Raw genomic sequence first — 22361 nt, 5'->3', positions numbered from 1 at the left:
GCTCGCTGCGATCCAGGCATGCGGATCGGTTTCGCGGTCATCCGCGCCGTGGTCGTCCTCCCCATGGTCGCCGCGGTGGCGCAGCTTGCGACGAGCATCCGGTCGGCCGGCGGACGCGGCCGCAACGTGGCCGGCTGGTTCTGAACTTCTTCAGCTACTTCACCATGGAGTCGAACCTCGTCGGCCTGGTCGTGCTCGCCGTCGGCGCGGTGCTGCTGATCTCGCGCCGCTGGGCGGTCACACGGCCAGCGGGCGCGGTGCCGGCTCCTCGGCGCGTGCCCACAGACTGACGGCTGCGAGCGCGCCGAGCGCGAGGAGGAACCCACCGGTCGGCGTCACCGTGTCCGTCGCGCCGTGCTCCACGAGGGCGGCGGAGAAGATCCCCGCGACGACGCCCACGACGGCGACCGTCGCGAGCGCGTAGGAGACGCCCTGGGCGGCACCGCCGAGAACGATCCCGCGGATGACGAGGGCGACGGCGCCCGTCAGCCAGAGGATGGCGACGGGCACGGCGAGCAGCATCCCCAGCGGGTCACGGAGCAGCACGCCGGGCGTGACGTAGACCAGCGCCGCCGACAGGATGAGGACCACGCCGAGGCCGAGCGACGCGAGCACGCGTGCCCGGTCGGTGCGCAGAGCCGCGATCGGCTGCCGCAGGGACGGCCACGTGAACGACAGCGCGAAGGCCACGAGGGCGAGCGCCACGCTGCCGGCGCCCTGCAGAACGGGGAGGATGATGCCCATCATGGGTCCCATTGAACCGCCGGCCGGGCGGCAGCGCGTCCTCCGCGAGGATGATCCGCCGCCCTCCATTCGGTTCGGCGAGGAGGTCGTAGTGGTCCTGCAGGGAGACGAAACGCGCCCATCCGTGCATCCGCTGCAGTTCACGGCCGCGCCCTGGCGAGCCGCACCCGGCACGGACGACCGCGCACCCCGGATGCAGGCGCTGCTGCTCGACGGTAGGCGGCCTCGGGAATCACGGGGCTCGACGGGAGAGCCGGTCACGCACCCCCGGCTCTCCCGATCTCGCTCTGTGACGATCGCGCTACGCGACGATCACCCCGAGGACCTCGTTGAGCGCCTCCGTCGAGCTCGGGTGCGTGTAGATCGCGTTCTTGAGCGTTGTCGCCGTGACGCCCTGGCGCATGGCGAGCGCGATCGTGTTGATGATCTCCTGGGCGTCGATGCTGAGGATGGCCGCACCGAGGATGAGGTCGGTGTCGGCGTCGAGGATGAACTTCATCACCCCGCGCGTCTCCTCCACCGTGTATGCCCGGGGCATCGCGACGATGTCGGCGACGTTCTCGCGGGCCACGCGGATGTTGAGCCCACGCTCACGGGCTTCGCGTTCGGTCATCCCGACGGTCGCGAGCGGCGGTGTGATGAACAGCGTCGCGGGCACGGCGGCGCGATCCGCCCGGCTGCGCTTTCCGTCTCCCAGCAACTGGTCGATCACGATCCGGGCGTCGTCCAGCGACACGTAGGTGAACTGCGGGCCGCCGTTGACGTCTCCGAGCGCGAAGATGTGCGGTTGCGTCGTACGCAGCGTGTCGTCTACCACGATGGCGCCGCGCGGCGTGGTCCGGACTCCCGCCGCCTCGAGGCCCAGGCCGGCGGTGGCCGGGCGGCGTCCGGTCGCGGCGAGGAAGGCATCCGTCTCGATGGTGTGCGTGCGGCCGTCCTTCTCGTAGCTGATGGTCGCTGCGCCGTCGGTGTCGGCGACTGCGGTGACGCGGGCGCCGGTGACGATCGAGATGCCGTCGCCCTCCAGGATCCCCGTCGCCACGGCGGCGACATCCTCGTCCTCGCGGACCAGCAGCCGATCGGCGGCCTCCAGGATGGTCACCTCCGCCCCGAAGTGCCGGTAGATGGAGGCGAACTCCAGACCGAGGTAGCCTCCGCCGATGACGACCAGCCGACCGGGGAGCGTTCCGGTGCGCGTGAGGTCGGTGCTGCTGACCAGGTGGGCGCTGTCCGCCAGCCCGGGGATGTCGGGGACGATCGGCTCCGAGCCGGTGTTGATGAGGATGGTCGGAGCCGTGACCGTGATCCGGTCGGCGCCTATCCCCACCTCCACCGTGTGGGCGTCGAGGAACCTGGCGGCGCCGGTGATGACAGTCGCGGTGTCCTTGCCATCGAGCGCGTCGAAGTTGCCCGCCCGGAATGCGCTGGTCAGGGCCCGGACGCCCTCGATCGAGTTGGCGAAGAACTCCTGGGCCTCGTCCTCCAGCCGCTTGGAGCTGGAGTAGTGCACCAGCATCTTGGTCGGGACACAGCCGACGTTCGGGCAGGTCCCTCCGTACATGTCGGCGGACTGCTCGATCAGGATGACCCGCTTCCTCGCGTCGGTGAGAGCGTGCGCGGCGGTCTTGCCGCCTTTGCCGAATCCGAGGACGAGAACGTCCGCGGTGAGTGCTGTCGTGGTTTCCATGCTTGCAGTCAACAGCGGCGCGGATGATACTCATACATGTTCTCGTATCAAGAAAGCGCTCGAAAGTCTCATCATGGATGACATCAGCCGCTTGCTGCACATGGCGCGCCTGCAGGCCGCACTCGACAAGAGGTGCCTGCTCGCCGCCTCCACGACCATGGTGGTGCAGCCCGGCGCCGAACGCGAAGTGCCGTTCCACGTCCTCCTCGAGGGCGAGCTGGAGTTCGAGGTCGACGGGCGCCTGTTCCCGATGGTCGCCGGCGACGTGATCGTCCTCCCTGCCGCCGTACGGCACCGGATCATCACCTCCGGTTCACTGCCCGCGCGCGGAACGGTGGAGACGGCGGGGGCCACCTTCACGCGCACGTCCAGCGCCGGAGGCGGCCCCGCCGTCATCGACCTGTTCTGCGGCCACTACCGCGTGGCTCCTGGCGCGGGCGCCATCCTGTTCGGGTCGTTGCCCACCCCGACCCACGTGTCACTGTTCGATTCGGAGGAGGGCAAGTCGGTGCTTCTGCAGCTGAGCGCGCTGATGCGAGCCGAAGCGCAGCATGACGGCGCCGGGAGCGCGGCCATCATGTCGGCGTTGTGCACGGTGCTGATCGCCCTCGTCCTCCGCACCTCAGCCTCCGGCGGCGCTCATCGCGGCGTCTGGACGGCCGCCGCCGACGGCGCCATCGCGGACGTCATCCAACGGGTGCTGCAGACTCCCGGGGAGGCCTGGTCCATCAGCGGCCTGGCACGGGACTCCTCGATGTCGAGGGCGACCTTCATCCGCCGCTTCCAGGCCGCCACCGGGGACACGTTCGGCCGGTTCCTGGTCCGCACCCGCCTCATGTGCGCCGCGGATCTGCTCGCCGGCACCGACCTGACCGTCTCGACGATCTCGGCGCAGGTCGGCTACCGTTCCGAGTCAGCGTTCACCCGCGCCTTCCGCGACGAGCTGGGCGTCACTCCCGCGCGTTTCCGCAGGGCGCAGAGGACGCAGCCGGTCTAGCCGGGGACTCGGGATGGCGACGCGAGTCGCCGGGCTGCTTCGACGACGAACCGGCGACGTCGCGCGCACTCCTGCTCGTCATCCGGTCCCGCGCCCGTGATCATCTCGGCCAGCTGCGGAACGGTCTGCCACCAGGCTGCGAGTGCGATCAGCGCGAACACGAGGTGGGCGGGATCGAGGCCGCGATCGAGTACGCCCTCCCGCTGGGCGGCCGTGAACCGTGCGACTTTCTCCCGGTAGTGCGCCGTCCGGCCGACGACGTCAGCGGGCGGGCCCTCCTGCAGCCCCTCCCACTGAAGCAGGCGGCCCAGCTCGGGGTGGGCCGCGTGATAGTCGAACGTCGCACCCGCGAATTCCCCGATGTCATCCAATCCGACCCCGGTGAGGCGGACGGCGGCGGCGAGACGCTCGAGCTCTGTGGCCAGCACGAGGTCCCAGAGCGCCTGCTTGTCTCCGAAGTAGCTGTACAGCCGTTCCTTGTTCACCCCGGCACGCGCCGCAATGGCGCCGACCGTCGTGCCGTCGAAGCCCCGGGCGGCGAACTCCACCAGGGCAGCGTCGCGAAGCCGGCGACGCGTCCCTTCGGTGTCCCAGGCCATACCGCAAGAATACCAACGACTGAGTTGGAGATTGACCGCGAGCGCGCTACCATTTCCAACCACACCGTTGGAATCGGAGGAACCATGACTCAGAGTGAAAGCCTTCCCGCCGAGATCCGATCGCCCGAGCCGAACTCGATCGCACTCGTGACCGGGGCGAACAGCGGCATCGGCTTCGCCATCGCGCGGCAACTCCTCGACCGTGGAGTGGCGGTGTGGATCGGCGCACGCGACCTCGCGAAAGGCCGGCGCGCCGCGGAGCAGCTCGGCTCGGCTGCGCGTGTCGTGGAACTGGACGTCACCGATCCCTCCTCCGTCGCCACCGCAGCGGAGCAGATCGGCGAGCTGGACATCCTCATCAACAACGCCGGCGTGAACCCCGGCAGCGAAGACATCACGGCCACCACGATCGAGCAGCTGAAGACAGCCTACGAGACCAACGTCTTCGGCCTCATCGCCGTCACGCAGGCGTTCCTCCCCGCGCTGGGACGGTCGGCGCACGCTCGCATCGTCAACGTGTCCAGCGGCACGGGGTCGCTGACCTGGAACAGCAGCCCGAACCCGCAGTTCGACTGGGAGAAGGTCCAAGGCGGCGGCCTCGCGTACCGGAGCTCCAAGGCTGCGGTCAACGCCGTCACCCTCCTGACGGCCCAGTCCCTCGGCGAGAGCTTCAAGGTCAACGCCCTCGCGCCCGGGCTGCGCCGCACGAACCTCATCGCCGGCATGTCCGTCGGCGGCGACCCTGCCGAAGCCGCTACAGGAGCGGTCCGCCTCGCGCTCCTCCCCGACGACGGTCCGACCGGAGCCCTCTGGTCCTGGGACGGCACCCGCGCACCCTGGTAGTCGGTCCTCCCGAATCCGGATGCGTCGATCCTGGGTTTCAGGCGGTATGGACGCTTCCCGCTGCGTCCCTGAGCTGATCCGCTGCCTCGTGAATACATCCGGCCAAGCTGGCCTCGCGAGGGGCGGCCGCCCACTGATCGAAGCCCCTGCGGAAGATCGCGACCCCGACGTCCGCGAAGAGCCCGGCCGCGGAGGGGTCCGCGCCGCGTTCCCGCAATCCCGCGGCGAGGCCGGCGGCGACGGCGGCGAATTTCGCGTGCCCGCGCTCCTGGAGCTCCGGGCTGGCGGCGATGACCTCGCGGCGCTGCGCTGCGTGCTCGCCGACACGCTCGGCGAGCATCTCGCTGACATCGGCCAGGGCCTGGAGCATCGCCGGGAACGGCGCGAGAGTGGAGTCCACCCGCCGCAGCGCGTCTGCGAGCGCACTTGGCAGCTGTTCCGAGCCGGCGAAGAGCACGTCACGTTTGTCGGCGAAGTAGCGAGAGAACGTGCGCCGGGTCAGGCCCGCACGCTCCGCGATCTGCGCGACGGTGACGTTCTCGTAGCCGCGCTCGAGGAACAGCTCGATGGCGGCCGCGCGCAAGCGTTCCTCGGCGTCCGGCTCCCACCTGGTCATGAGAACAACCTAGCAGTCATGTCGCAATGAGACATGACTGTGCTAGCGTCATGACTCACTGGGACATCACCCGGATGGGAGTCAGACATGAGCATGGACGGACAGCAGGTCATCATCGTCGGAGGAAGCTCCGGCATGGGGTTGGCGACGGCGCGGGCGGCGGCTCGCGATGGCGCCGACGTCACCATCGCATCCAGCAGCCGGCAGCGCATCGATGCAGCATTACGCGAACTGCCCGAGGGCTGCGCAGGTATCGCGCTCGATGTGCGAGACGAGAACCAGGTCGCGGCCGCGCTCGAGCAGTTCGATGAGGTCGATCACGTGGTCTTCACCGCCGGCGATGAGTTCACCCCACGGCCGCTGGACGAGCTCGACCTCCGGGATGCGCGCTCCATCCTCGACGTCCGCTTCTGGGGCGCCGTCACGGTCATCAAGCATGCGATCGGGCGACTGCGCTCGACCGGCTCCATCTCGCTCACCACCGGAACGGTGGGGCAGCGCCCGATGCCTGGCGCTGCGCTTGCGGCCGCCGGTGCGGGCGCCACGGAGGCACTCGTCCGCGGCTTGGCCGTTGAGCTCGCCCCGATCAGGGTCAACGCCGTGCGGGCCGGCGCCGTCCGGACCCCGATGTGGGACGGCATCGCCGCCCCGCACAGAGACGCCGTCTTGGCTCGCCTCGCGCAGCGCACACTGGTCGGAGCCGTCGGCGAGCCGGAGCAGATCGCCCTGGCACACCTCTATCTGATGCAGAACGGCTACGTCACCGGCACCACCCTCGCGGTCGACGGAGGCTCGCTGCTCGCGGCGAGCTGACATCTGCGTGGGTGGACGGCCTAGATCGGCGCCATGTCCGTGAAGCGCGAGTACATGCCCTGGAAGGCGACCGTGACGGTGCGCGTGGGGCCGTTGCGGTGCTTGGCGACGATGAGGTCGGCCTCGCCGGCGCGCGGGTTGTCCTTCTCGTACGCCGACTCGCGGTGGAGCAGGATGACGACGTCCGCGTCCTGCTCGATCGATCCGGACTCGCGGAGGTCGCTCAGGGCGGGGAGCTTGTCGGCGCGCTGCTCCGGACCGCGGTTCAGCTGCGACAGGGCGATGACGGGCACCTGCAGCTCCTTCGCGAGCAGCTTCAGCGCACGCGAGAACTCGCTGACCTCCTGCTGGCGGCTCTCGACGCGCTTGCCGCTGGTCATCAGCTGCAAATAGTCGATGATCACCATCTTGAGGCCCACGCGCTGCTTGAGCCGGCGGCACTTGGCGCGGATCTCGACCAGCGTCATGTTGGGGCTGTCGTCGATGTACAGCGGCGCGTCGTTGATGCGCCCGCGGGTGGAGGCGATGGTCGTCCAGTCGCGGTTGTCGACCGTTCCCTTGCGCATGTTCTGCAGCGGGACGGTCGCCTCGGCCGAGAGCAGACGCATCGCGATCTCGCTCCGGCCCATCTCGAGGGAGAAGAAGATCGTCGGCATGTCGTGCTTGATCGCCGCCGCGCGGGCGAAGTCGAGGGCGAGCGTCGACTTTCCGAGGGCGGGTCGCGCCGCGACGATCACCATCTGGCCGGGGTGCAGCCCGTTCGTCAGCTCGTCCAGCTCGGCGAAGCCGGTCGGGACGCCCGTCATCGAGCCGTCCTTGTGCTTCGCGGCCTCGATCTCGTCGATCGCGACGGTCACCGCCTCGGTGAGCGGGACGTAGTCCTCGGTCTCCTGCGTGCCGGTGACGGAGTAGATCTCGGCCTGGGCGTTGTTGACGAGGTCGAGCACCTCGCCCTCGGCCTTGTAGCCCATCTGCGTGATGCGGGTGCCGGCCTCGACCAGTCGGCGCAGCAGCGCCTTCTCGCCGACGATGTTGGCGTAGTAGCCCGCGTTGGCCGCGGTCGGCACGAGGCTGGTCAGAGTGTGAAGGTATTCGGCGCCGCCGGCCCGCGAGAGCTCGCCGATCTTGGTGAGCTCGTCGGTGACGGTGATGACATCCGTCGGCTCGCCGTGCGAGTACAGCGACAGGATCGCGTCGTAGATGATCTCGTGCTTGGGGATGTAGAAGTCGGTGCCGCGGATGACCTCGACCACGTCGGCGACGGCGTCCTTGCTCAGCAGCATGCCGCCGAGGGCGCTCTGCTCGGCCAGGAGGTCGTGCGGCGGCGTGCGCTCGGGGGAGCGGGCGTCGCCCGGGTCACGACCGTCGGCGAGACCGATATGGGCGATCGACACGTTCACTCCTCCACTGTTTCGCGCGGGCACGACGAGACCATCCCGGGGCGCAGGCTCGCGCTGGTCGCACGAACCGCTTCCCTGGCTCGATTGTCGGGACGACCTCCGACATCGCCGCTCTGCGGCGGCTGTCGTCCGTCGACGTCGGTCAACACTATGAACCCCATCCCCACATCACAACTCAGCCTGTGGATAAAACTGGGGAGAATCTGCGCGAAACGCCGTGGAGTGTGTGTAGAAGGTGTGTGGAAACCTGTGGACAACAAATGAGCTTCTGCGACTTTGTCCCGCCTGATCTGCTCTTTTTCTTTCCCCACCCTGTGTGCAAAAAGTTCCTTGAACCCTGTGTTCAACGTTGGGACGCGCGCATCCCGGCCTGTGTACAAGACGGGGGAAAATCCCCTTAACGAGAGGTAGCGGCGGGCCTTCGCCCGCCGCTACACTTCGCGTGTTTGCCTACTTAGCAGCGACCACCTGCAGGGAGATCACGGCCGAGAGGTCGTCGTGCAGACGCACGGTCGCCTCGTGGTCGCCGACCACCTTGATGGGGTTCGGGAGCTCGATCTTGCGCTTGTCGAGCTCGCCGATGCCGGCCGCCTTGACGGCGTCCGCGACATCGCCGGTCTTGACCGAACCGAAGAGGCGGCCCTCGCGGCCCGCCTTGACGGTCAGCTTCACCTTGGTCGCCTCGAGCTTGGCCTTGAGGTCCTGGGCCTGCTCGACGGTGTGCAGCTCGCGAGCCGCGCGGGCCGCCTTGATCTGCTCGACCTGCTTCTCGCCACCGCGGCTCCACGCGATCGCGAAGCCCTGGGGGACGAGGTAGTTGCGGGCGTAGCCGTTCTTGACGTCGACGACGTCACCGGCCGAGCCGAGGCCGGTGACCTCGTGCGTGAGAATAACCTTCGACATGTCGTTTCTCCTTAGCGGCCGGAGCCGGCGTAGGGGAGGAGCGCCATCTCGCGCGCGTTCTTGACCGCGCGGGCGATGAGACGCTGCTCCTGGACGGAGACACCGGTGATCCGGCGAGCGCGGATCTTTCCACGCTCCGAGATGAACTTCCGAAGGGTGGCGACGTCCTTGTAATCGATGACGCCGACGCGAACGGACTTCGCGGGGGCGGCGTTCTTGCCGTCCTTGCCCTTGCGGATCGGCTTGCGGCGGTCGCCGCTCGACTTTCCAGCCATGGTTTCCTTTGCTTTCCGCCCGTCCCGGCGCTGGGCCGGCGGGCTGATGATGTGTGCCCCTCGTCCGAGAGGCGAGTCTCGTTAGAAGGGGGTCTCGTCGTTGTAGGAGCCCGGAGTGTTCCAGACATCCGCACCGGCGGACGGGTCGGCCGGAGCCGAAGCCGCCCACGGCTCCTCGACGGCGGGGGAACCGCCACCGAAACCACCCTGGCCGCGTCCGCCACCGGAGGACTGCGTACGGGTGATCTGAGCGGTGGCGTAACGCAGCGACGGCCCGATCTCATCGATCTCGAGCTCGATGCTGGTGCGCTTCTCGCCTTCCTTCGTCTCGTAGGAACGCTGCTTCAGGCGGCCCTGCGCGATGACGCGCGACCCCTTGGTCAGCGAACCCGCGACGTGCTCCGCGAACTCGCGCCAGACGCTGGCGCGGAGGAACAGAGCCTCGCCGTCCTTCCACTCGTTCGCCTGACGGTCGAACGTGCGGGGGGTGGATGCGATGGTGAAGTTGGCGACTGCCAGCCCATTCTGCGTGTAGCGCAGCTCGGGATCGGCGGTGAGGTTTCCCACCACGGTGATGACGGTCTCGCCGGCCATGGGACTAGGCGCCGGCCTTCTCGGAGGTGGCGGCCTTGCGGGCTGCCTTCTCGTCGGCACGCTTCTGAGCGGCGGCGACCTGAGCGATCGCCTCCTCGGCGCGGAGGACCTTGGTGCGCATGACGGCCTCGCTGAGCTTCAGCTGGCGGTCGAGCTCCTTGGTCGTGTCGCCCTCAGCGGTGAGCTGAACGACGGCGTAGATGCCCTCGGACTTCTTGTTGATCTCGTAAGCCAGGCGACGACGTCCCCAGATGTCGACGTTGTCGATCGTTCCACCGTCGTTACGGACGACGTTGAGGAACTTGTCAAGGCTCGGAGCCACGGTGCGCTCATCGATCTCGGGATCGAGGATGACCATCAACTCGTACTGATGCATGACTAACCCACCTCCTCTGGTCTCAGCGGCTGCAGACGTTCTGCAGCAGGAGGGTGTCATAGACGTGCCCAGGGCAGGACTCTGCCCGGGCAACTTCCCTAGCGTAACGGATGCGGGTGCGGGACGCCAGCCGGCGGTGATCTCGGTCATGCCTCCACTCTCGCGAGTGCGGCGAGCTTACCGAGCGCCGGCGCCCGATCAGTGGACAAGCCGCCGCTGCACGCGGTTGTGGAGGAATCGGTGCGCCGGAACGACGCGTCAGCGCTCGTCCCACCACGCGAGCAGACGGCGCGTCGCCTCCTCCTCGCCGAGCGGGCCCTCGTCGAGCCGCAGCTCCAGCAGGTACTTCATCGCCTGTCCCACTTCGCGGCCCGGGCGCAGCCCCAGGATGCTCATCACCTGTTCGCCGTTGAGGTCGGGACGCACGGCCTCCAGCTGCTCCCGCTCCTGCAGCTCCCGGATGCGGGCTTCCAGATCGTCGTAGGCGAAGCCGAGCCGGTCGGCCTTCCGCCGGTTGCGGGTGGTGACGTCGGCGCGCGTCAGCATGTGGAGTCGCTCGAGCTCGGGTCCGGCGTCCCGCACGTAACGACGCACCGCGGAGTCGGTCCACTGGGCGTCCGCATAGCCGAAGAACCGCAGGTGCAGCTCGATGAGCCGCGCGACGGCGTCGATGGTGGACTTGTCGAAGCGGAGCGCCGTCAAGCGCTTCTTCGCGAGCTTCGCGCCGACCAGGTCGTGGTGGTAGAAGCTGACCGCACCACCCGGCTCGAACCGGCGCGTCGCGGGCTTGCCGATGTCGTGGAGGATGGCGGCCAGCCGCAGCACGAGGTCAGGCGCCTCGCCCGGGTGCCGCTCCTGCTCGTACCCGATCGCCTGGTCGAGCACTGTGAGGCTGTGCTGGTAGACGTCCTTGTGGTGGTGGTGCTCGTCCGCCTCCAGCCGCAGGGCCGGGATTTCGGGCACTACGAGTTCGGCCAGTCCGGTCTCGACGAGCAGCTCCAGTCCGGGGCGCGGTTCGTCGGACAGCAGGAGCTTGCTGAACTCGTCGCGGACGCGTTCGGCGCTCACGATCTCGATCCGCTCGGCCATGGCGCTCATCGCCTCGCGCGTCTCGCCGTCGACCGTGAATCCGAGCTGGGCGGTGAAACGGGCCGCCCGCATCATCCGGAGGGGATCGTCGCCGAACGAGATCTGCGGGGTGCTGGGCGTGCGCAGCACCCCGGCGAGAAGATCCTCGACGCCACCGGACGGATCCACCAGCCGCACCTCGGGCAGGCGCAGGGCCAGTGCGTTCACGGTGAAGTCGCGGCGCAGCAGATCGCCCTCGAGGGTGTCGCCGAACTCCACTTCGGGCTTCCGCGTGGCGCCGTCGTAGCTGTCGCTGCGGTAGGTCGTGATCTCCACCGTGTCATCGCCGAGACGGGCGCCGATCGTGCCGTACTTGCGACCCACATCCCAGACGGCGTCGGCGATCGGGCCGACGATGCGCAGGATGTCGTCGGGCCGCGCATCGGTCGTGAAGTCGAGATCGTGGACCGCACGCCCGAGGAGCGCGTCGCGGACCGGGCCTCCGACGAGGGCGAGCTCGTGCCCGGCGACCTCGAAAGCGTCGGCCAGGCGGGCGACCGAGGGCGTGCGCGCCAGGTCGCCGAGGCGTTCGAGGGATTCGGCGACGCTCTGCATGGTGCCTCAGTTTAACGGCCCCGCTGGCCGGGCTCTCAGGGGGTGGCCTCTAGAATCGTCGTCATGGAGGCCGAGTCGGGATCGCGCGTCGACGCATGAGCGCAGTCCCCTCCACCCTCCGGAAGGGTGCGCGGCTCCGCGCCCGCGTGCGGGTGCTGGCGGCGGCCCTGACGGTCGGCGCCCTCGCGGTCGTGACCGCTGCGACCGGCACAGCGACATCCGCGCGGGCCGCTTCACCGACCCCGGCGCCGACGGCATCCTCCAGCGCCGCGGCGCTCACCGCGAGCGTGACGGCGGACGAGGGCGGCATCCTCTCGCCGGGCAAAGACCTGGGCGTCTCCGTGACGGTCTCGAATCCGACCGACCACGCGTTCTCCTCCGGAACCGTGACCCTCTGGACCGACCCTTCCGCACAGGAGAGCCGTAAGGCCCTCACGGAGTGGCTCGCCGGGACCGGCGAGCCTGCGGACGCCGTCCCTGTCGGTCAAGCCCTGCTGAACACCCTGGAGCCGGGTTCGAGCACGGTCGTGCGGGTCGCCGCGCCCGCCACGTCGCTGCCGTTCGCGAGCCGGACCACGTCGGGCGTGTTCGGGATCGGCGCCTCGGTCACGATCGGTTCGGCCGGCGCCCAGGCCCGCGGCTCCGTCGTCTGGTACCCCGGCGGAGCCGCGAAGCAGGCGAGCGTGAACGTCGTGATGCCCATCGTCACGCCGGCAGGATCGCAAGGCCTGATCGCGGCGGACGACCTCACGTCCTACACGGCGCCGAACGGCATCCTGACCCGCGAGCTCGACGGTCTCACCGGGCACACCACCGTGACGGTCGGGATCGACCCGATGATCATCGCGTCGATCCGGGTGCTGGGCAACGCCGCTCCCGCGAGCGCCATCGACTGGCTCACCCGGCTGTCGGAGCTCCCGAACGACACATTCTCTCTGGGTTACGCGGATGCGGACGCTGTCGGCCAGATCCAGGCCGGTCTTCCCGCGCCCCTGGCGCCGACATCCCTGGCCTACGCCCTCGACCCGAAGAACTTCACGCCCCAGCCCACGCCGGTGGGCGAGCCGTCGACCCCCACCGCGACTCCCTCGCCCAAGGCGACCACCCCGACCCCGACGCCCACGGCGACCCCCGGCCCGGTCGTCCCGGACCTGAACACCCTGCTCGCCTGGGACTACACACTGACCGGCATCAGCTGGCCGGGTGACAAGACCGTCCGCCGCGCCGACCTCGCACCGCTCGCCGCAGTCGGGCTGAAGACCACCATCCTGTCGGGCAGCAACACGAACGCCGCCGACCTCGGATCCACACCCAACGCGCCGATCGCCTCCGGGGACGACCGACTGGTGTCGTCCGACCAGCGGCTCAGTGATGCGCTGCGACAGGCGATCTCGGCTCCGAGCGACGTCGCGTGGAACACCGCGATGTCGAAGGTGAACGCACAGCTGGAGCTGATCAATCAGGAGTCCGGTGACCCGCGGCGTCTGCTGGTGGCGCTGGACCGCTCCTGGCCGTCGAGCGGCACGCAGCTCGAACGCACGCTCAATGCGCTGTTCTCGTCGCCCTGGTCGACGCCCACGTCGTTCGCGACCATCAAGGACGCGACGCCGACCTCTGGCCTCGACCTGGTCGACTCCCCGGAGTCCGCGCAGCGGATCACCGACATCCGTGCTCTCGTCGAGGATGAGGGCGCGCTCGGCCAGTTCGCCACGGTCCTCGACGACCCGACCCGGCTCACCGGACGCACGCACGCCGACCTCCTGACCCTGCTCGCCGTCTCCTGGCTCAACCCGAGGGCGGACTGGCCCACGGCGGTGACCGCCGAGCGCGCCGCGACGGTCAGGACGCTGCACTCCATCCGGATCCTCCCGACCGAGAACGTGAACCTGGTGAGCGCGCAGGGATCGATCCCGTTCACCGTGAGCAACGGGCTACCGGGTGACGCGGTTACCGTCGTGCTGGCCGCTTCGCCCTCCAACAGCCGGCTCGAGGTCGACCAGTCGACCACCAAGCGTATCCCGCAGGACTCCCGGGCGACCGTCCTGATCCCGGTGAAGGCCAAGGTGGGCAACGGACAGGTCGTCCTCTCGCTGCACCTCTACAGCCCGACCGGCGTGCCGATCGGCGACCCGACCTCGGTGACGGTGGATGTGCACGCCGACTGGGAGGGCATCGGCGCGCTGATCTTCGGCGTGCTGCTGGTGCTGCTTTTCGGCTTCGGGATCGTGCGCAACATCCTGCGCCGGCGCCGCTCCCGGAATAGCGACGGGGATGTAACCGGGTCGGATGGTTCGGGTGAGGAGCTCCCCGGTGGCTAGCGTCGGACGCGCCAGCGCGATGCTCGCCTCCGGCACGCTGGTCTCCCGCCTCCTCGGCTTCGCCAAAGCCTGGCTGCTGGTGCAGGCGATCGGTGTCGTCGCCTTCGGAGCGAACGCCTACGCCACCGCGACCATCGTCCCGAACAGCATCTACGCGATCATCGCGCAGGGCATCCTGAACGCGATCCTGGTCCCGCAGATCGTCCGCGCCTCCGTGAATGCGGACGGCGGCCGGGCGTACATCAACAAGCTGGTCACGCTGGGGATGGTGGTGTTCGGGGCCGTGGCACTGGTCGCGACGCTCCTGGCGCCCGTCCTCGTCACGCTGTTCGGCATCCCGGCGGCGCAGAAGGAACTCGCTACGGCCTTCGCCTATTGGTCGCTGCCGCAGATCTTCTTCCTCGGGCTGTACACGCTCCTCGGCGAGGTGCTCAACGCCCGCAAGTCGTTCGGGCCGTTCACCTGGGCGCCCGTGATCAACAACATCGTCGCCATCGCGACGCTGCTGGCGTTCATCCTCGCGTTCGGCTCGGCCGCGTCCGGGCGCCACGGCAGCGACTGGTCCTTCGGGATGATCGCGCTGCTCGCCGGCGGAGCCACCCTGGGTGTGGCGGTGCAGGCGCTCATCCTCTTCGTCTTCTGGCGTCGCGTCGGGCTGCGATTCCGCTTCGACTTCGGCTGGCGGGGCGTGGACCTCGGCACCGCCGGCAAGGCGGCCGGGTGGACCTTCGCCATGCTGATCGCGACCCAGGTCGCCGGGCTCATCGAGACGAATGTGTCGAACTCCGCCGGGCAGGGCTACGCCGGACCGTTCGCAATGCAGAACGCCTGGCTGATCTTCATGCTGCCCCACGGCATCATCGCGGTCTCGATCGTCACCGCGTTCTACACCCGGATGGCGGAGCACGCCCACCGCGGATCGATCACGGAGTTCCGCGAGGACTTCTCGTCGGCCGCTCGCTCGATCATGCTGCTCATCGTCTTCTCGTCGGCCGCCCTCATCGTCACCGCGTTCCCCGTGGCCCGGGTGTTCACGTCCGACTATCACGCGCTCGGGCTGGTCCTGATCGCATACCTCGTGGGCCTCGTGCCGTTCTCGCTGGTGTTCATGGCCCAGCGAGCGTTCTACTCGCTCGGCGACACCCGTACGCCGTTCTTCTTCACTGTGGCGCAGGTCGCCGTCATCATCGCGGGCGTCCTGCTGTGCTTCCTGGTCCCGCCCGGCGTCCGTGCCGCCTCCGTCGCTCTCGTCGTCTCCATCGCCAGCTTCATCCAGGCGGCGCTCGCCTTCTGGCTCCTCCGCCGGCGCACCGGGGGAGTGGACGGCAGCCGCATCCTCGGTTCGCTGTGGCGGTTCGTGGTCGCTGCACTCGCCTCCATCGCCGCGGGAGCGGGCTTCCTCGTCATCCTGGGCGGAGTGGATGCGGGCGCGTTCCCGGTCAGCGGTCCGATCGCCGCGGTCGTCGCCACGGGCGTCGTCGGCGTCGTCATGCTGATCGTGTACATCGGCTTCCTCGTGATCCTGCGCTCGCCCGATCTCGAGAGCGGGTTGGCGCCCATCCTGAACCGCGCCGCACGGCGTTCGCGCGCGCCCAGGTGACAGGAATAGCATCCGCCTAGGATGTGTTCTACAGGTCGACGCCTCCACACGAAGGCGTCGTGACAGCTCAAGGAGTTCCGCCGTGCGGCAGATCATCATCATCGGTTCCGGCCCTGCCGGATACACCGCAGCCGTCTACGCGGCCCGCGCCAACCTGAAGCCGCTGCTGATCGCCTCCTCGGTCGAGGCGGGCGGTGAGCTCATGAACACCACCGAGGTCGAGAACTTCCCGGGCTTCCCGGAGGCCGTCATGGGCCCCGACCTCATGTTCAAGATGCAGGCGCAGGCCGAGAAGTTCGGCACCGAGATCGTGCTCGACGACGTCGTTTCGGTCGACCTGACCGGCGAGGTCAAGAAGGTCACCCTCGGCTCGGGAGCGGTCCACGAGGCCCTCGCGGTGATCTTCGCGACCGGTTCGGCGTACCGCAAGCTCGGTCTCGCCGACGAGGAGCGGCTCTCCGGACACGGCGTCTCCTGGTGCGCCACCTGTGACGGATTCTTCTTCCGCCAGCGCACGATCGCCGTCGTCGGCGGCGGCGACTCCGCGATGGAGGAGGCCACCTTCCTCACGCGCTTCGCCGACAAGGTCTATGTCATCCACCGCCGCGACTCGCTGCGCGCGTCCAAGATCATGCAGGACCGCGCCTTCGCGAACGACAAGATCGAGTTCATCTGGAACTCGGAGGTCGTGGCGATCGGCGGTGACGAGCAGGTGCAGAACGTCACGCTCCGCAACCTGGTCACCGGCGAGCAGAGCGAGCTGCAGCTCCACGGACTGTTCATCGCCATCGGCAACGACCCGCGGGTGCACCTCGTGCACGGCCAGCTCGATCTGACCGCCGAGGGTACTATCGCGGTCGACGGCCGCAGCTCGAAGACCAACCTGCCCGGCGTCTTCGCCGCGGGCGACGTCATCGACCCGACCTACCGTCAGGCGGTCACCGCTGCGGCGTCCGGTACGGTCGCCGCGCTCGACGCGGAGCACTACCTGACCACGCTTCCCCAGAACTTGCTCGACAGCGCAGCGGATGGCGCGTCGGGTGACCTCGAACTCACGACCACCGCATAAGGAGATACAAGAAAATGTCAGCAGCACGTTCGGTCACGGACTCCAGCTTCGAGCAGGACGTCCTCAACAGCGAGAAGACCATCCTGGTGGACTTCTGGGCTGAGTGGTGTGGTCCGTGTCGCGCGGTGGGTCCGATCCTCGACCAGATCGCGTCCGAGCACGCCGACAAGATCGAGATCGTCAAGCTCAACGTGGACGAGAACCCGCAGACCGCTGCGAAGTACCAGATCACCTCCATCCCCGCGATGAAGGTGTACCAGGGTGGCGAGGTCGTCAAGACCGTCATCGGCGCCAAGCCGAAGCCCGCCCTCGAGGCCGACCTGGCCGCCTACCTGGCGTAGCGCGACCCGTCCTCTTCAGACCCGTCCGGCGCTCACCCGCCGGGCGGGTCTTTTTCGTACCCCTGGCGGTCCGCCGATTTTCTCCGCGGCGGGCCGTCCCCATAGCATTGCTGAACGGCAGACGAACGGAACCCACACGTGATCGAACAGGGCTCCCCGCAGCAGCGGGGCAACAATCTGGACCCGTGGTATCACCACTACGCGCAGCGTACGAGCGGCCTGGCCGCCAGTGAGGTCCGAGCCCTGTTCGCCGTCGCCAGCCGACCCGAAGTGGTCTCGCTGGCCGGCGGCATGCCGTTCGTCTCCGCCCTGCCGCAGGACCTCGTCGTCGGTGCGATGGACCGGGTCATGCGCGAGCAGGGGGCGGTCGCCCTGCAGTACGGGTCCGGCCAGGGCGTCCCGGCGCTGCGTGAGCAGATCCTGGAGGTCATGGCGCTCGAGGGGATCAGTGGCAGCGCGGACGACGTCATCGTGACGACGGGCTCGCAGCATGCGCTCGAACTGTTCAGCAAGCTCTTCATCGACCCGGGCGACGTGGTGCTCGCCGAGGGGCCCAGCTACGTCACCGCCATGGTCATCTTCAAGTCGTACCAGGCGGAGGTCGACCACGTCCCGATGGATGAGCACGGCCTCATCCCGGAGGCGCTGCGGGAGCACATCGCTCGGCTGAAGGCCGCCGGACGTCGGGTGAAGTTCCTCTACACGGTGCCGACCTTCCACAACCCCGCGGGCGTCACCCTCACCTGGGAGCGGCGGCTGGAGATCCTCGAGATCGCGCGCCAGAACGACATCCTGGTGCTGGAGGACAACCCGTACGGCCTGCTGTACTTCGGCCAGAAGCCTCCCGCCGCGATGCGGTCGGTCGAGAAGGACGGCGTGGTGTACCTCGGCACGTTCTCGAAGACCTTGGCTCCCGGGTTCCGCGTGGGATGGGCGCTCGCCCCGCACGCCATCCGCGAGAAGCTGATTCTCGCCAACGAGGCCGCCGTGCTGAGCCCCAGCTCCTTCAGTCAGCTGGTGATCTCCGAGTATCTGCGGGATGCCGACTGGAAGGGTCAGATCGACACCTTCCGCGGTGTGTACCGCGAACGCAAGGAGGCGATGATCCAGGCGCTGCAGGAGCATCTGCCGGAGCTGAGCTGGACGGATCCGAACGGCGGCTTCTATGTCTGGGTGACCCTTCCGCCGCACCTCGACTCGAAGGCGATGCTGCCGCGCGCGGTCACGGAGCTCGTCGCCTACACCCCGGGGACCGCGTTCTATGCGGACGGGTCAGGCGCCCAGAACATCCGGCTCTCCTTCTGCTACCCGACCCCCGAGAATATCCGTGTGGGCGTGCGCCGGCTCGCCAACGTCATCGGGGGGAGCAGGATCTGCTGGAGACCTTCGCCGGGACCGGACCCCTCGAAGCCGCCTCCCGTCGCAACCGCACGAGCGCGAATCCGCCCACCGATCTGCGCTGACCGCGCCGCCGTAGACGCATGGATGACGAGAAAGGCCTGATCATGGCTGAAAACGAAGCACTGGACATCGTCGTGCTCGCCGGCGGGATCTCGCACGAGCGCGACATCTCGCTCCGGAGCGGCCGTCGTGTCGCCGACGGACTCAACGGTCTGGGGCACCGCGTCACCCTCCGGGATCCGGACGCGTCCTTGCTGGCCTTCCTGAACGAGTCGCGGCCCGCTGTCGTCTGGCCGGCCCTGCACGGTGCGAGCGGTGAGGACGGCGCGCTCCGCGGGCTGCTCGAGCTGACCGGCGTGCCGTTCGTCGGCTCGCGCGCCGACGCCTCGCGCCTGGCCTGGTCGAAGCCCACCGCGAAGACCATCGTCGAGCGGGCCGGCGTCGCCACCCCGCGCTCGGTGACCCTGCCGCAGGAGACGTTCCGCGAGCTCGGCGCGGGGAGCGTGCTCGAGACCGTTCTCGCAGGCTTCGACCTCCCGCTCGTGGTGAAGCCGGCGCACGGAGGTTCGGCTCAGGGCGTCACGATCGTGGCGACCGCGGAGGAGCTGCCCCGCGCCATGGTGGATGCGTATACCTACTCCGACGTGGCCCTCATCGAGCAGAAGGTGGACGGTGTGGAGGTGTCCGTCGCCGTCATCGACACCGGTGAGGGCCCCGAAGCGCTTCCCGCGGTGGAGATCGAGCCGATCGACGGCGCCTACACGTTCGACGCACGATACAACGCGGGGGAGACCCGGTTCTATGTTCCCGCGCGGCTCGATTCCGGGGTCGGCGCAGCCGTCGCCGAAGCGGCCACGACCGCCCACATCGCGCTGGGCCTGCGGCATCTGTCACGGATCGACCTGATCGTGGATGCCGCTGGAACCCCATGGTTCCTGGAGGCGAACGTCCTTCCGGGCCTCACCGAGACGTCGATCATGCCGCAGGCGATCGCCGCCGCCGGCCGCGAGGCCGGCGAGGTCTACGCCGCACTGGCGTCGGCCGCTATCGCCGACGCTTGATGTCGGCGGTCAGGTGAAGCTCGGCTGACCGAGCTCGTCGAGGATCCGGTTGAGGTCCTGGATCGTCGCAAAATCCACCACGATCTGGCCTTTTCGTGCTCCCAGAGTGATCTTGACCCGCGTGTTCAGGCGGTCGCCCAGCGTCCCTGCGATCTCGTCGAGGTGGCCGCGGTGACGGCCGGCGGTCGCCTTGGTCCTGGCGGGCTTCGGTGTCTTGCTGGCCGCCGCCTCCGCCTGGCGAACCGACAGGTCTTCGTTGACGATCTTGTCGGCGAGCCGGATCATCGCCTCGTGGTCATCGCCGAGCGAGAGGATGGCGCGCGCGTGGCCCGCGCTGAGAACGCCCGCCGCCACCCGGGTCTGCACCGCTGCCGGCAGCTTGAGGAGGCGGATCGTGTTGGTGATCTGCGGTCGTGACCGGCCGATCTTCGCAGCCAGCTCCTCCTGTGTGATGCCGAAGTCGGCGAGGAGCTGCTGGTAGGCCGAGGCCTCCTCGAGCGGGTTCAGCTGGCTGCGGTGGAGGTTCTCGAGAAGCGCATCCCGGAGCATGTCCTCGTCCGCGGTGTCCTTGACGACCGCCGGGATCGTCTCGAGACCCAGTTCCTTCGTCGCGCGGAGACGACGCTCGCCCATGATCAGCTCGTAGCGTCCGGGCTCGTCGGGCAGGGGTCGCACCACGACGGGCTGCAGCACGCCGACCTCGCGGATGCTGGCGACGAGCTCGTCGAGCGCGTCCCTGTCGAACTCTGTTCGCGGCTGTACCCGGTTGGGCACGATGTCGTCGGGGGAGAGGCTGGCGAGCCGTGCGCCCGGCACGGCGACCAGGTCGTCGGGGCGCTCCGCCACGGCGACGGCGGAGCCACCGAGGCCCGCGGTGCTGTCAGGGAAGAAGACGTCGACCGGGCGACTGCTCTGGTCGCTGGTCGGGATGAGAGCGCCGATGCCTCGGCCCAGTCCGGTGCGCTTCGCTGCCATTAGCGGGGTACTCCTCTGCGTGCGATTTCCGCGGCCGCTTCCATGTAGGAGAGCGATCCACTGGAGTTGGTGTCGTAGCTGATGACGCTCTGTCCGTAGCTCGGCGCTTCGGAGATGCGGACGGAACGGGGGATGATCGTGTCGAGCACTTCGTTGGGAAAGTGTTCCCGGACGTCCGCCGCGACCTGGTGTGCCAGGTTGGTGCGCGAGTCGTACATCGTGAGCAGGATCGTCGACACGCGGAGCTTGGGGTTGAGGTGCCGCTCGATCAGCTGGATGTTCTTGAGCAGCTGGCTCAGCCCCTCGAGTGCGTAGTACTCGCACTGGATGGGGATGAGCACCTCGGTCGCCGCGACGAAAGCATTGATCGTCAGCAGACCCAGCGACGGCGGGCAGTCGATCAGGACATAGTCGATGTCGTACTCGTCCAGGAACCGGTCGAGCGCCCGGGACAGCCGCTGCTCCCGCGCCACCATGGACACGAGCTCGATCTCCGCGCCGGCAAGGTCGATCGTGGCTGGGATGACGAACAGCCCGTCGAACTCGGGGCTCTTCTGGATGACATCCTCGAGCTCCCTGTCGTTCACGACGACGTCGTACACGCTGGGCGTACCCTCGCGATGCTCGACGCTGAGCGCAGTGGATGCGTTGCCCTGCGGATCGAGGTCGATGACGAGCACCCGCGCACCCGATTTGGCAAGTGCGGCGCTCAGGTTGACCACGGTCGTGGTCTTGCCGACCCCACCCTTCTGGTTGGAGATCGTGAAGATGCGCGTCTTGGAGGGGAGGGGGAGCGTTGTAGCTGCGATCGCCTGCCGACGACGGGCAAGATTCGCGATCTCCTGCGCGAGCGGGGTGGTCCCGTCGAAGGTCGCATCCTCAGTCATCGGCTCCATCTCGCTGTCGATCTCACCTACTCTGCCGCGGTCATCGTGGTGGGGTTGTTTCACGTGAAACCTCGTCGCTCTGTGGTGCGTCGCACCGGCTCTTGGTCGGTCGTTCGGCACACCCTCAGCGCACCCGTCGATCAACTCTAACTCGGATGTCTGACGCTTCCTGACGCGCCGCGCGATGTGTGGAGGCGGGTGTTGCGTCCTTTGTTGTGGAGAGTTGTGAGTCGGCCGTCGCGCGTGCCGGCCCCGAGCTCCGAACAACACGTAGATCGGCCTCGGCAGTCGAATTCAAGGGCGGGGGAGTGCGGTTCCCATTGCGTAGCGACGCACGACTGGGCCGCTCCGCAGTCGTGTTTCACGTGAAACGTGTCGGGGCTGACCTGGGAGCAGCGATCTGGCTGCCGTGGTCGCTGATCCGTCGGCCGGAAGTGCGCCTGGTGCCGGGAACAGCTGCCGACGGATGCGAACGCTGTGCGCAAGGGGGCTATGTTTCACGTGAAACTCTCCCGGTGTCTACCTGCTCTCCTCGCGGCCGCCCGATGCGGCTGGGTCACCGCTGGGCCGTCTTCTCTCGTTGGTACTGACGCTTCGTATCGACGCGTGTCGGTATTGCGGGAGGCGCAGCAGAAGGACACGGGCTTTGGCCGTCCGGCCCAAACCCTCTAGGCGACCTTTCACCATTCCCGCTCGAAGATTCCGCCCGACCGCGTTAGTCGAGGCGCGAGCGCAGGACAGTGAGTACATCACCTTCTTCATCCCGTTGCAGCCCTCCCCGCCAGCTCTCGCCCCTGACGCAGCTTCGGCTGTGGTGGCCGTTCGGCCGTAATCATGGCGGTCGTGGTGGGCGTGGTCGTGGTGGGCGTGGTCGTGGTGGGCGTGGTCGTGGTGGGCGTGGTCGTGGTGGGCGTGGTCGTGGTGCGTGGTCGTGGTGAGCGTGGTCGTGGTGCGTGGTCGTGGTGAGCGTGGTCGTGGTCGTGGTGGCTCTGCGGCCGTGGTCGTCGTGGCTCTGCGGCCGTGGTCGTGCTCGCCGTTTCGGCTGCTCTCCGAGCTCGTGCGATCGTCCGCTAGGGCCCGGTCTGCCGCGCGGTCTGGACGGGTACCGAATTTCACCACCGCGTCCGCGACATCCGGGGCTGCGGCGAGTCTCGGCCCGGTATTTCGTAACCTGAGCAG

At 68.4% G+C, this 22361-nt stretch carries 22 protein-coding genes and 1 pseudogene; 11 read left to right on the top strand and 12 right to left on the bottom strand.

Going from position 1 to position 22361, the window contains the following annotated elements; translation table 11 throughout:
- The first annotated feature begins 18 nt into the window (after positions 1–18).
- A complete protein-coding gene (locus tag ACR9Y5_RS00220; RefSeq protein WP_481296051.1) occupies positions 19–144 on the top strand; it encodes a hypothetical protein in 126 nt (41 codons plus the stop codon).
- A 93-nt stretch (positions 145–237) separates the two neighbouring features.
- Here ACR9Y5_RS00220 and ACR9Y5_RS00215 read toward each other — a convergent pair whose 3' ends face one another.
- Together ACR9Y5_RS00215 and ACR9Y5_RS00210 are read right to left on the bottom strand one after the other, a co-directional pair.
- Positions 238–747, bottom strand: coding sequence for a hypothetical protein (locus ACR9Y5_RS00215; RefSeq protein WP_481296050.1), 510 nt, complete (start codon positions 745–747; stop codon positions 238–240).
- A 298-nt stretch (positions 748–1045) separates the two neighbouring features.
- On the bottom strand, positions 1046–2431 hold the full coding sequence (locus ACR9Y5_RS00210) for a dihydrolipoyl dehydrogenase family protein (protein ID WP_481296049.1): 1386 nt from the start codon (positions 2429–2431) through the stop codon (positions 1046–1048).
- A gap of 73 nt (positions 2432–2504) precedes the next feature.
- Between ACR9Y5_RS00210 and ACR9Y5_RS00205 the strand changes: the two genes are divergently transcribed.
- Entirely contained in the window at positions 2505–3428 is a 924-nt protein-coding gene (locus ACR9Y5_RS00205) for a helix-turn-helix domain-containing protein (protein WP_481296048.1), read from the top strand.
- Here ACR9Y5_RS00205 and ACR9Y5_RS00200 read toward each other — a convergent pair.
- Positions 3425–4027 (bottom strand): TetR/AcrR family transcriptional regulator, encoded by a 603-nt coding sequence (locus tag ACR9Y5_RS00200; protein WP_481296047.1) that lies wholly within the window; start codon positions 4025–4027, stop codon positions 3425–3427. The two genes, ACR9Y5_RS00205 and ACR9Y5_RS00200, sit on opposite strands and share 4 nt — an antisense overlap.
- Positions 4028–4111: 84 nt before the next feature.
- Between ACR9Y5_RS00200 and ACR9Y5_RS00195 the strand changes: the two genes are divergently transcribed.
- Positions 4112–4870 (top strand): SDR family NAD(P)-dependent oxidoreductase, encoded by a 759-nt coding sequence (locus ACR9Y5_RS00195; protein WP_481296046.1) that lies wholly within the window; start codon positions 4112–4114, stop codon positions 4868–4870.
- 37 nt (positions 4871–4907) lie between these two features.
- On the opposite strand, the gene ACR9Y5_RS00190 is transcribed toward ACR9Y5_RS00195, so the two are convergent.
- Positions 4908–5486, bottom strand: coding sequence for a TetR family transcriptional regulator (locus ACR9Y5_RS00190; protein WP_481296045.1), 579 nt, complete (start codon positions 5484–5486; stop codon positions 4908–4910).
- An 87-nt stretch (positions 5487–5573) separates the two neighbouring features.
- On the opposite strand from ACR9Y5_RS00190, the gene ACR9Y5_RS00185 reads away from it, so the two are divergent.
- On the top strand, positions 5574–6299 hold the full coding sequence (locus ACR9Y5_RS00185; protein ID WP_481296044.1) for an SDR family oxidoreductase: 726 nt from the start codon (positions 5574–5576) through the stop codon (positions 6297–6299).
- Between the two features lie 20 nt (positions 6300–6319).
- Here the strand turns inward: ACR9Y5_RS00185 and dnaB are convergent, their stop codons facing one another.
- The 6 genes from dnaB to ACR9Y5_RS00155 all read right to left on the bottom strand — a co-directional run bounded on the left by dnaB (position 6320) and on the right by ACR9Y5_RS00155 (position 11530).
- Positions 6320–7693, bottom strand: a complete 1374-nt coding sequence (dnaB, locus tag ACR9Y5_RS00180; protein ID WP_018189010.1) for a replicative DNA helicase — start codon at positions 7691–7693, stop codon at positions 6320–6322.
- A 456-nt stretch (positions 7694–8149) separates the two neighbouring features.
- Positions 8150–8602: a 50S ribosomal protein L9 gene (gene rplI / locus ACR9Y5_RS00175; RefSeq protein ID WP_018189011.1), complete on the bottom strand. Its 453-nt coding sequence runs from the start codon at positions 8600–8602 to the stop codon at positions 8150–8152.
- Positions 8603–8613: 11 nt separating this feature from the next.
- The gene (rpsR, locus tag ACR9Y5_RS00170) at positions 8614–8877 is read right to left on the bottom strand and encodes a 30S ribosomal protein S18 (RefSeq protein ID WP_018189012.1); all 264 of its coding nucleotides are present in this window, start codon (positions 8875–8877) and stop codon (positions 8614–8616) included.
- Positions 8878–8958: 81 nt separating this feature from the next.
- Entirely contained in the window at positions 8959–9471 is a 513-nt protein-coding gene (locus ACR9Y5_RS00165) for a single-stranded DNA-binding protein (protein WP_310132637.1), read from the bottom strand.
- Between the two features lie 4 nt (positions 9472–9475).
- A complete protein-coding gene (gene rpsF, locus ACR9Y5_RS00160) occupies positions 9476–9847 on the bottom strand; it encodes a 30S ribosomal protein S6 (RefSeq protein WP_018189014.1) in 372 nt (123 codons plus the stop codon).
- A 258-nt stretch (positions 9848–10105) separates the two neighbouring features.
- The gene (locus tag ACR9Y5_RS00155; RefSeq protein ID WP_481296043.1) at positions 10106–11530 is read right to left on the bottom strand and encodes a CCA tRNA nucleotidyltransferase; all 1425 of its coding nucleotides are present in this window, start codon (positions 11528–11530) and stop codon (positions 10106–10108) included.
- A gap of 95 nt (positions 11531–11625) precedes the next feature.
- On the opposite strand from ACR9Y5_RS00155, the gene ACR9Y5_RS00150 reads away from it, so the two are divergent.
- The 6 genes and pseudogenes from ACR9Y5_RS00150 to ACR9Y5_RS00125 all read left to right on the top strand — a co-directional run bounded on the left by ACR9Y5_RS00150 (position 11626) and on the right by ACR9Y5_RS00125 (position 19320).
- On the top strand, positions 11626–13848 hold the full coding sequence (locus tag ACR9Y5_RS00150) for a DUF6049 family protein (protein ID WP_481296042.1): 2223 nt from the start codon (positions 11626–11628) through the stop codon (positions 13846–13848).
- Positions 13841–15448 (top strand): murein biosynthesis integral membrane protein MurJ, encoded by a 1608-nt coding sequence (gene murJ / locus ACR9Y5_RS00145; protein ID WP_481296041.1) that lies wholly within the window; start codon positions 13841–13843, stop codon positions 15446–15448. The genes ACR9Y5_RS00150 and murJ overlap by 8 nt, the downstream gene beginning before the upstream one ends.
- Positions 15449–15530: 82 nt before the next feature.
- Complete coding sequence (gene trxB, locus ACR9Y5_RS00140; protein WP_481296040.1) at positions 15531–16517, top strand: thioredoxin-disulfide reductase; 987 nt, start codon at positions 15531–15533, stop codon at positions 16515–16517.
- Complete coding sequence (gene trxA, locus ACR9Y5_RS00135) at positions 16514–16858, top strand: thioredoxin (protein ID WP_481299496.1); 345 nt, start codon at positions 16514–16516, stop codon at positions 16856–16858. The genes trxB and trxA overlap by 4 nt, the downstream gene beginning before the upstream one ends.
- Positions 16859–16996: 138 nt before the next feature.
- Positions 16997–18321, top strand: a pseudogene (locus ACR9Y5_RS00130) (aminotransferase-like domain-containing protein).
- A gap of 42 nt (positions 18322–18363) precedes the next feature.
- Positions 18364–19320, top strand: coding sequence for a D-alanine--D-alanine ligase family protein (locus ACR9Y5_RS00125; RefSeq protein ID WP_481296039.1), 957 nt, complete (start codon positions 18364–18366; stop codon positions 19318–19320).
- A gap of 9 nt (positions 19321–19329) precedes the next feature.
- On the opposite strand, the gene ACR9Y5_RS00120 is transcribed toward ACR9Y5_RS00125, so the two are convergent.
- Together ACR9Y5_RS00120 and ACR9Y5_RS00115 are read right to left on the bottom strand one after the other, a co-directional pair.
- A complete protein-coding gene (locus ACR9Y5_RS00120; protein WP_481296038.1) occupies positions 19330–20295 on the bottom strand; it encodes a ParB/RepB/Spo0J family partition protein in 966 nt (321 codons plus the stop codon).
- Complete coding sequence (locus tag ACR9Y5_RS00115) at positions 20295–21191, bottom strand: ParA family protein (protein WP_396427089.1); 897 nt, start codon at positions 21189–21191, stop codon at positions 20295–20297. The genes ACR9Y5_RS00120 and ACR9Y5_RS00115 overlap by 1 nt, the downstream gene beginning before the upstream one ends.
- A gap of 825 nt (positions 21192–22016) precedes the next feature.
- Here ACR9Y5_RS00115 and ACR9Y5_RS00110 point away from each other — a divergent pair.
- The gene (locus ACR9Y5_RS00110; RefSeq protein ID WP_481296037.1) at positions 22017–22148 is read left to right on the top strand and encodes a hypothetical protein; all 132 of its coding nucleotides are present in this window, start codon (positions 22017–22019) and stop codon (positions 22146–22148) included.
- Positions 22149–22361 lie beyond the last annotated feature (213 nt).

It is taken from the genome of Leifsonia sp. KNZ13-11D (assembly GCF_056754895.1).
This window is presented reverse-complemented; position numbering and strand designations above follow the sequence as displayed.

What these genes read in the sequence shown, in the direction of transcription:
- ACR9Y5_RS00150 (WP_481296042.1), top strand. Translation starts at nt 11,626, where the DNA reads ATGAGCGCAGTCCCCTCCACCCTCCGGAAGGGTGCGCGGCTCCGCGCC.
- ACR9Y5_RS00110 (WP_481296037.1), top strand. Translation starts at nt 22,017, where the DNA reads ATGGCGGTCGTGGTGGGCGTGGTCGTGGTGGGCGTGGTCGTGGTGGGC.
- ACR9Y5_RS00120 (WP_481296038.1), bottom strand. Translation starts at nt 20,295, where the DNA reads ATGGCAGCGAAGCGCACCGGACTGGGCCGAGGCATCGGCGCTCTCATC.
- ACR9Y5_RS00205 (WP_481296048.1), top strand. Translation starts at nt 2,505, where the DNA reads ATGGATGACATCAGCCGCTTGCTGCACATGGCGCGCCTGCAGGCCGCA.
- rpsR (WP_018189012.1), bottom strand. Translation starts at nt 8,877, where the DNA reads ATGGCTGGAAAGTCGAGCGGCGACCGCCGCAAGCCGATCCGCAAGGGC.
- ACR9Y5_RS00200 (WP_481296047.1), bottom strand. Translation starts at nt 4,027, where the DNA reads ATGGCCTGGGACACCGAAGGGACGCGTCGCCGGCTTCGCGACGCTGCC.
- ACR9Y5_RS00190 (WP_481296045.1), bottom strand. Translation starts at nt 5,486, where the DNA reads ATGACCAGGTGGGAGCCGGACGCCGAGGAACGCTTGCGCGCGGCCGCC.
- ACR9Y5_RS00185 (WP_481296044.1), top strand. Translation starts at nt 5,574, where the DNA reads ATGAGCATGGACGGACAGCAGGTCATCATCGTCGGAGGAAGCTCCGGC.
- ACR9Y5_RS00155 (WP_481296043.1), bottom strand. Translation starts at nt 11,530, where the DNA reads ATGCAGAGCGTCGCCGAATCCCTCGAACGCCTCGGCGACCTGGCGCGC.
- rplI (WP_018189011.1), bottom strand. Translation starts at nt 8,602, where the DNA reads ATGTCGAAGGTTATTCTCACGCACGAGGTCACCGGCCTCGGCTCGGCC.
- rpsF (WP_018189014.1), bottom strand. Translation starts at nt 9,847, where the DNA reads ATGCATCAGTACGAGTTGATGGTCATCCTCGATCCCGAGATCGATGAG.
- ACR9Y5_RS00215 (WP_481296050.1), bottom strand. Translation starts at nt 747, where the DNA reads ATGATGGGCATCATCCTCCCCGTTCTGCAGGGCGCCGGCAGCGTGGCG.
- ACR9Y5_RS00195 (WP_481296046.1), top strand. Translation starts at nt 4,112, where the DNA reads ATGACTCAGAGTGAAAGCCTTCCCGCCGAGATCCGATCGCCCGAGCCG.
- ACR9Y5_RS00210 (WP_481296049.1), bottom strand. Translation starts at nt 2,431, where the DNA reads ATGGAAACCACGACAGCACTCACCGCGGACGTTCTCGTCCTCGGATTC.
- ACR9Y5_RS00165 (WP_310132637.1), bottom strand. Translation starts at nt 9,471, where the DNA reads ATGGCCGGCGAGACCGTCATCACCGTGGTGGGAAACCTCACCGCCGAT.
- ACR9Y5_RS00220 (WP_481296051.1), top strand. Translation starts at nt 19, where the DNA reads ATGCGGATCGGTTTCGCGGTCATCCGCGCCGTGGTCGTCCTCCCCATG.
- ACR9Y5_RS00125 (WP_481296039.1), top strand. Translation starts at nt 18,364, where the DNA reads ATGGCTGAAAACGAAGCACTGGACATCGTCGTGCTCGCCGGCGGGATC.
- ACR9Y5_RS00115 (WP_396427089.1), bottom strand. Translation starts at nt 21,191, where the DNA reads ATGGAGCCGATGACTGAGGATGCGACCTTCGACGGGACCACCCCGCTC.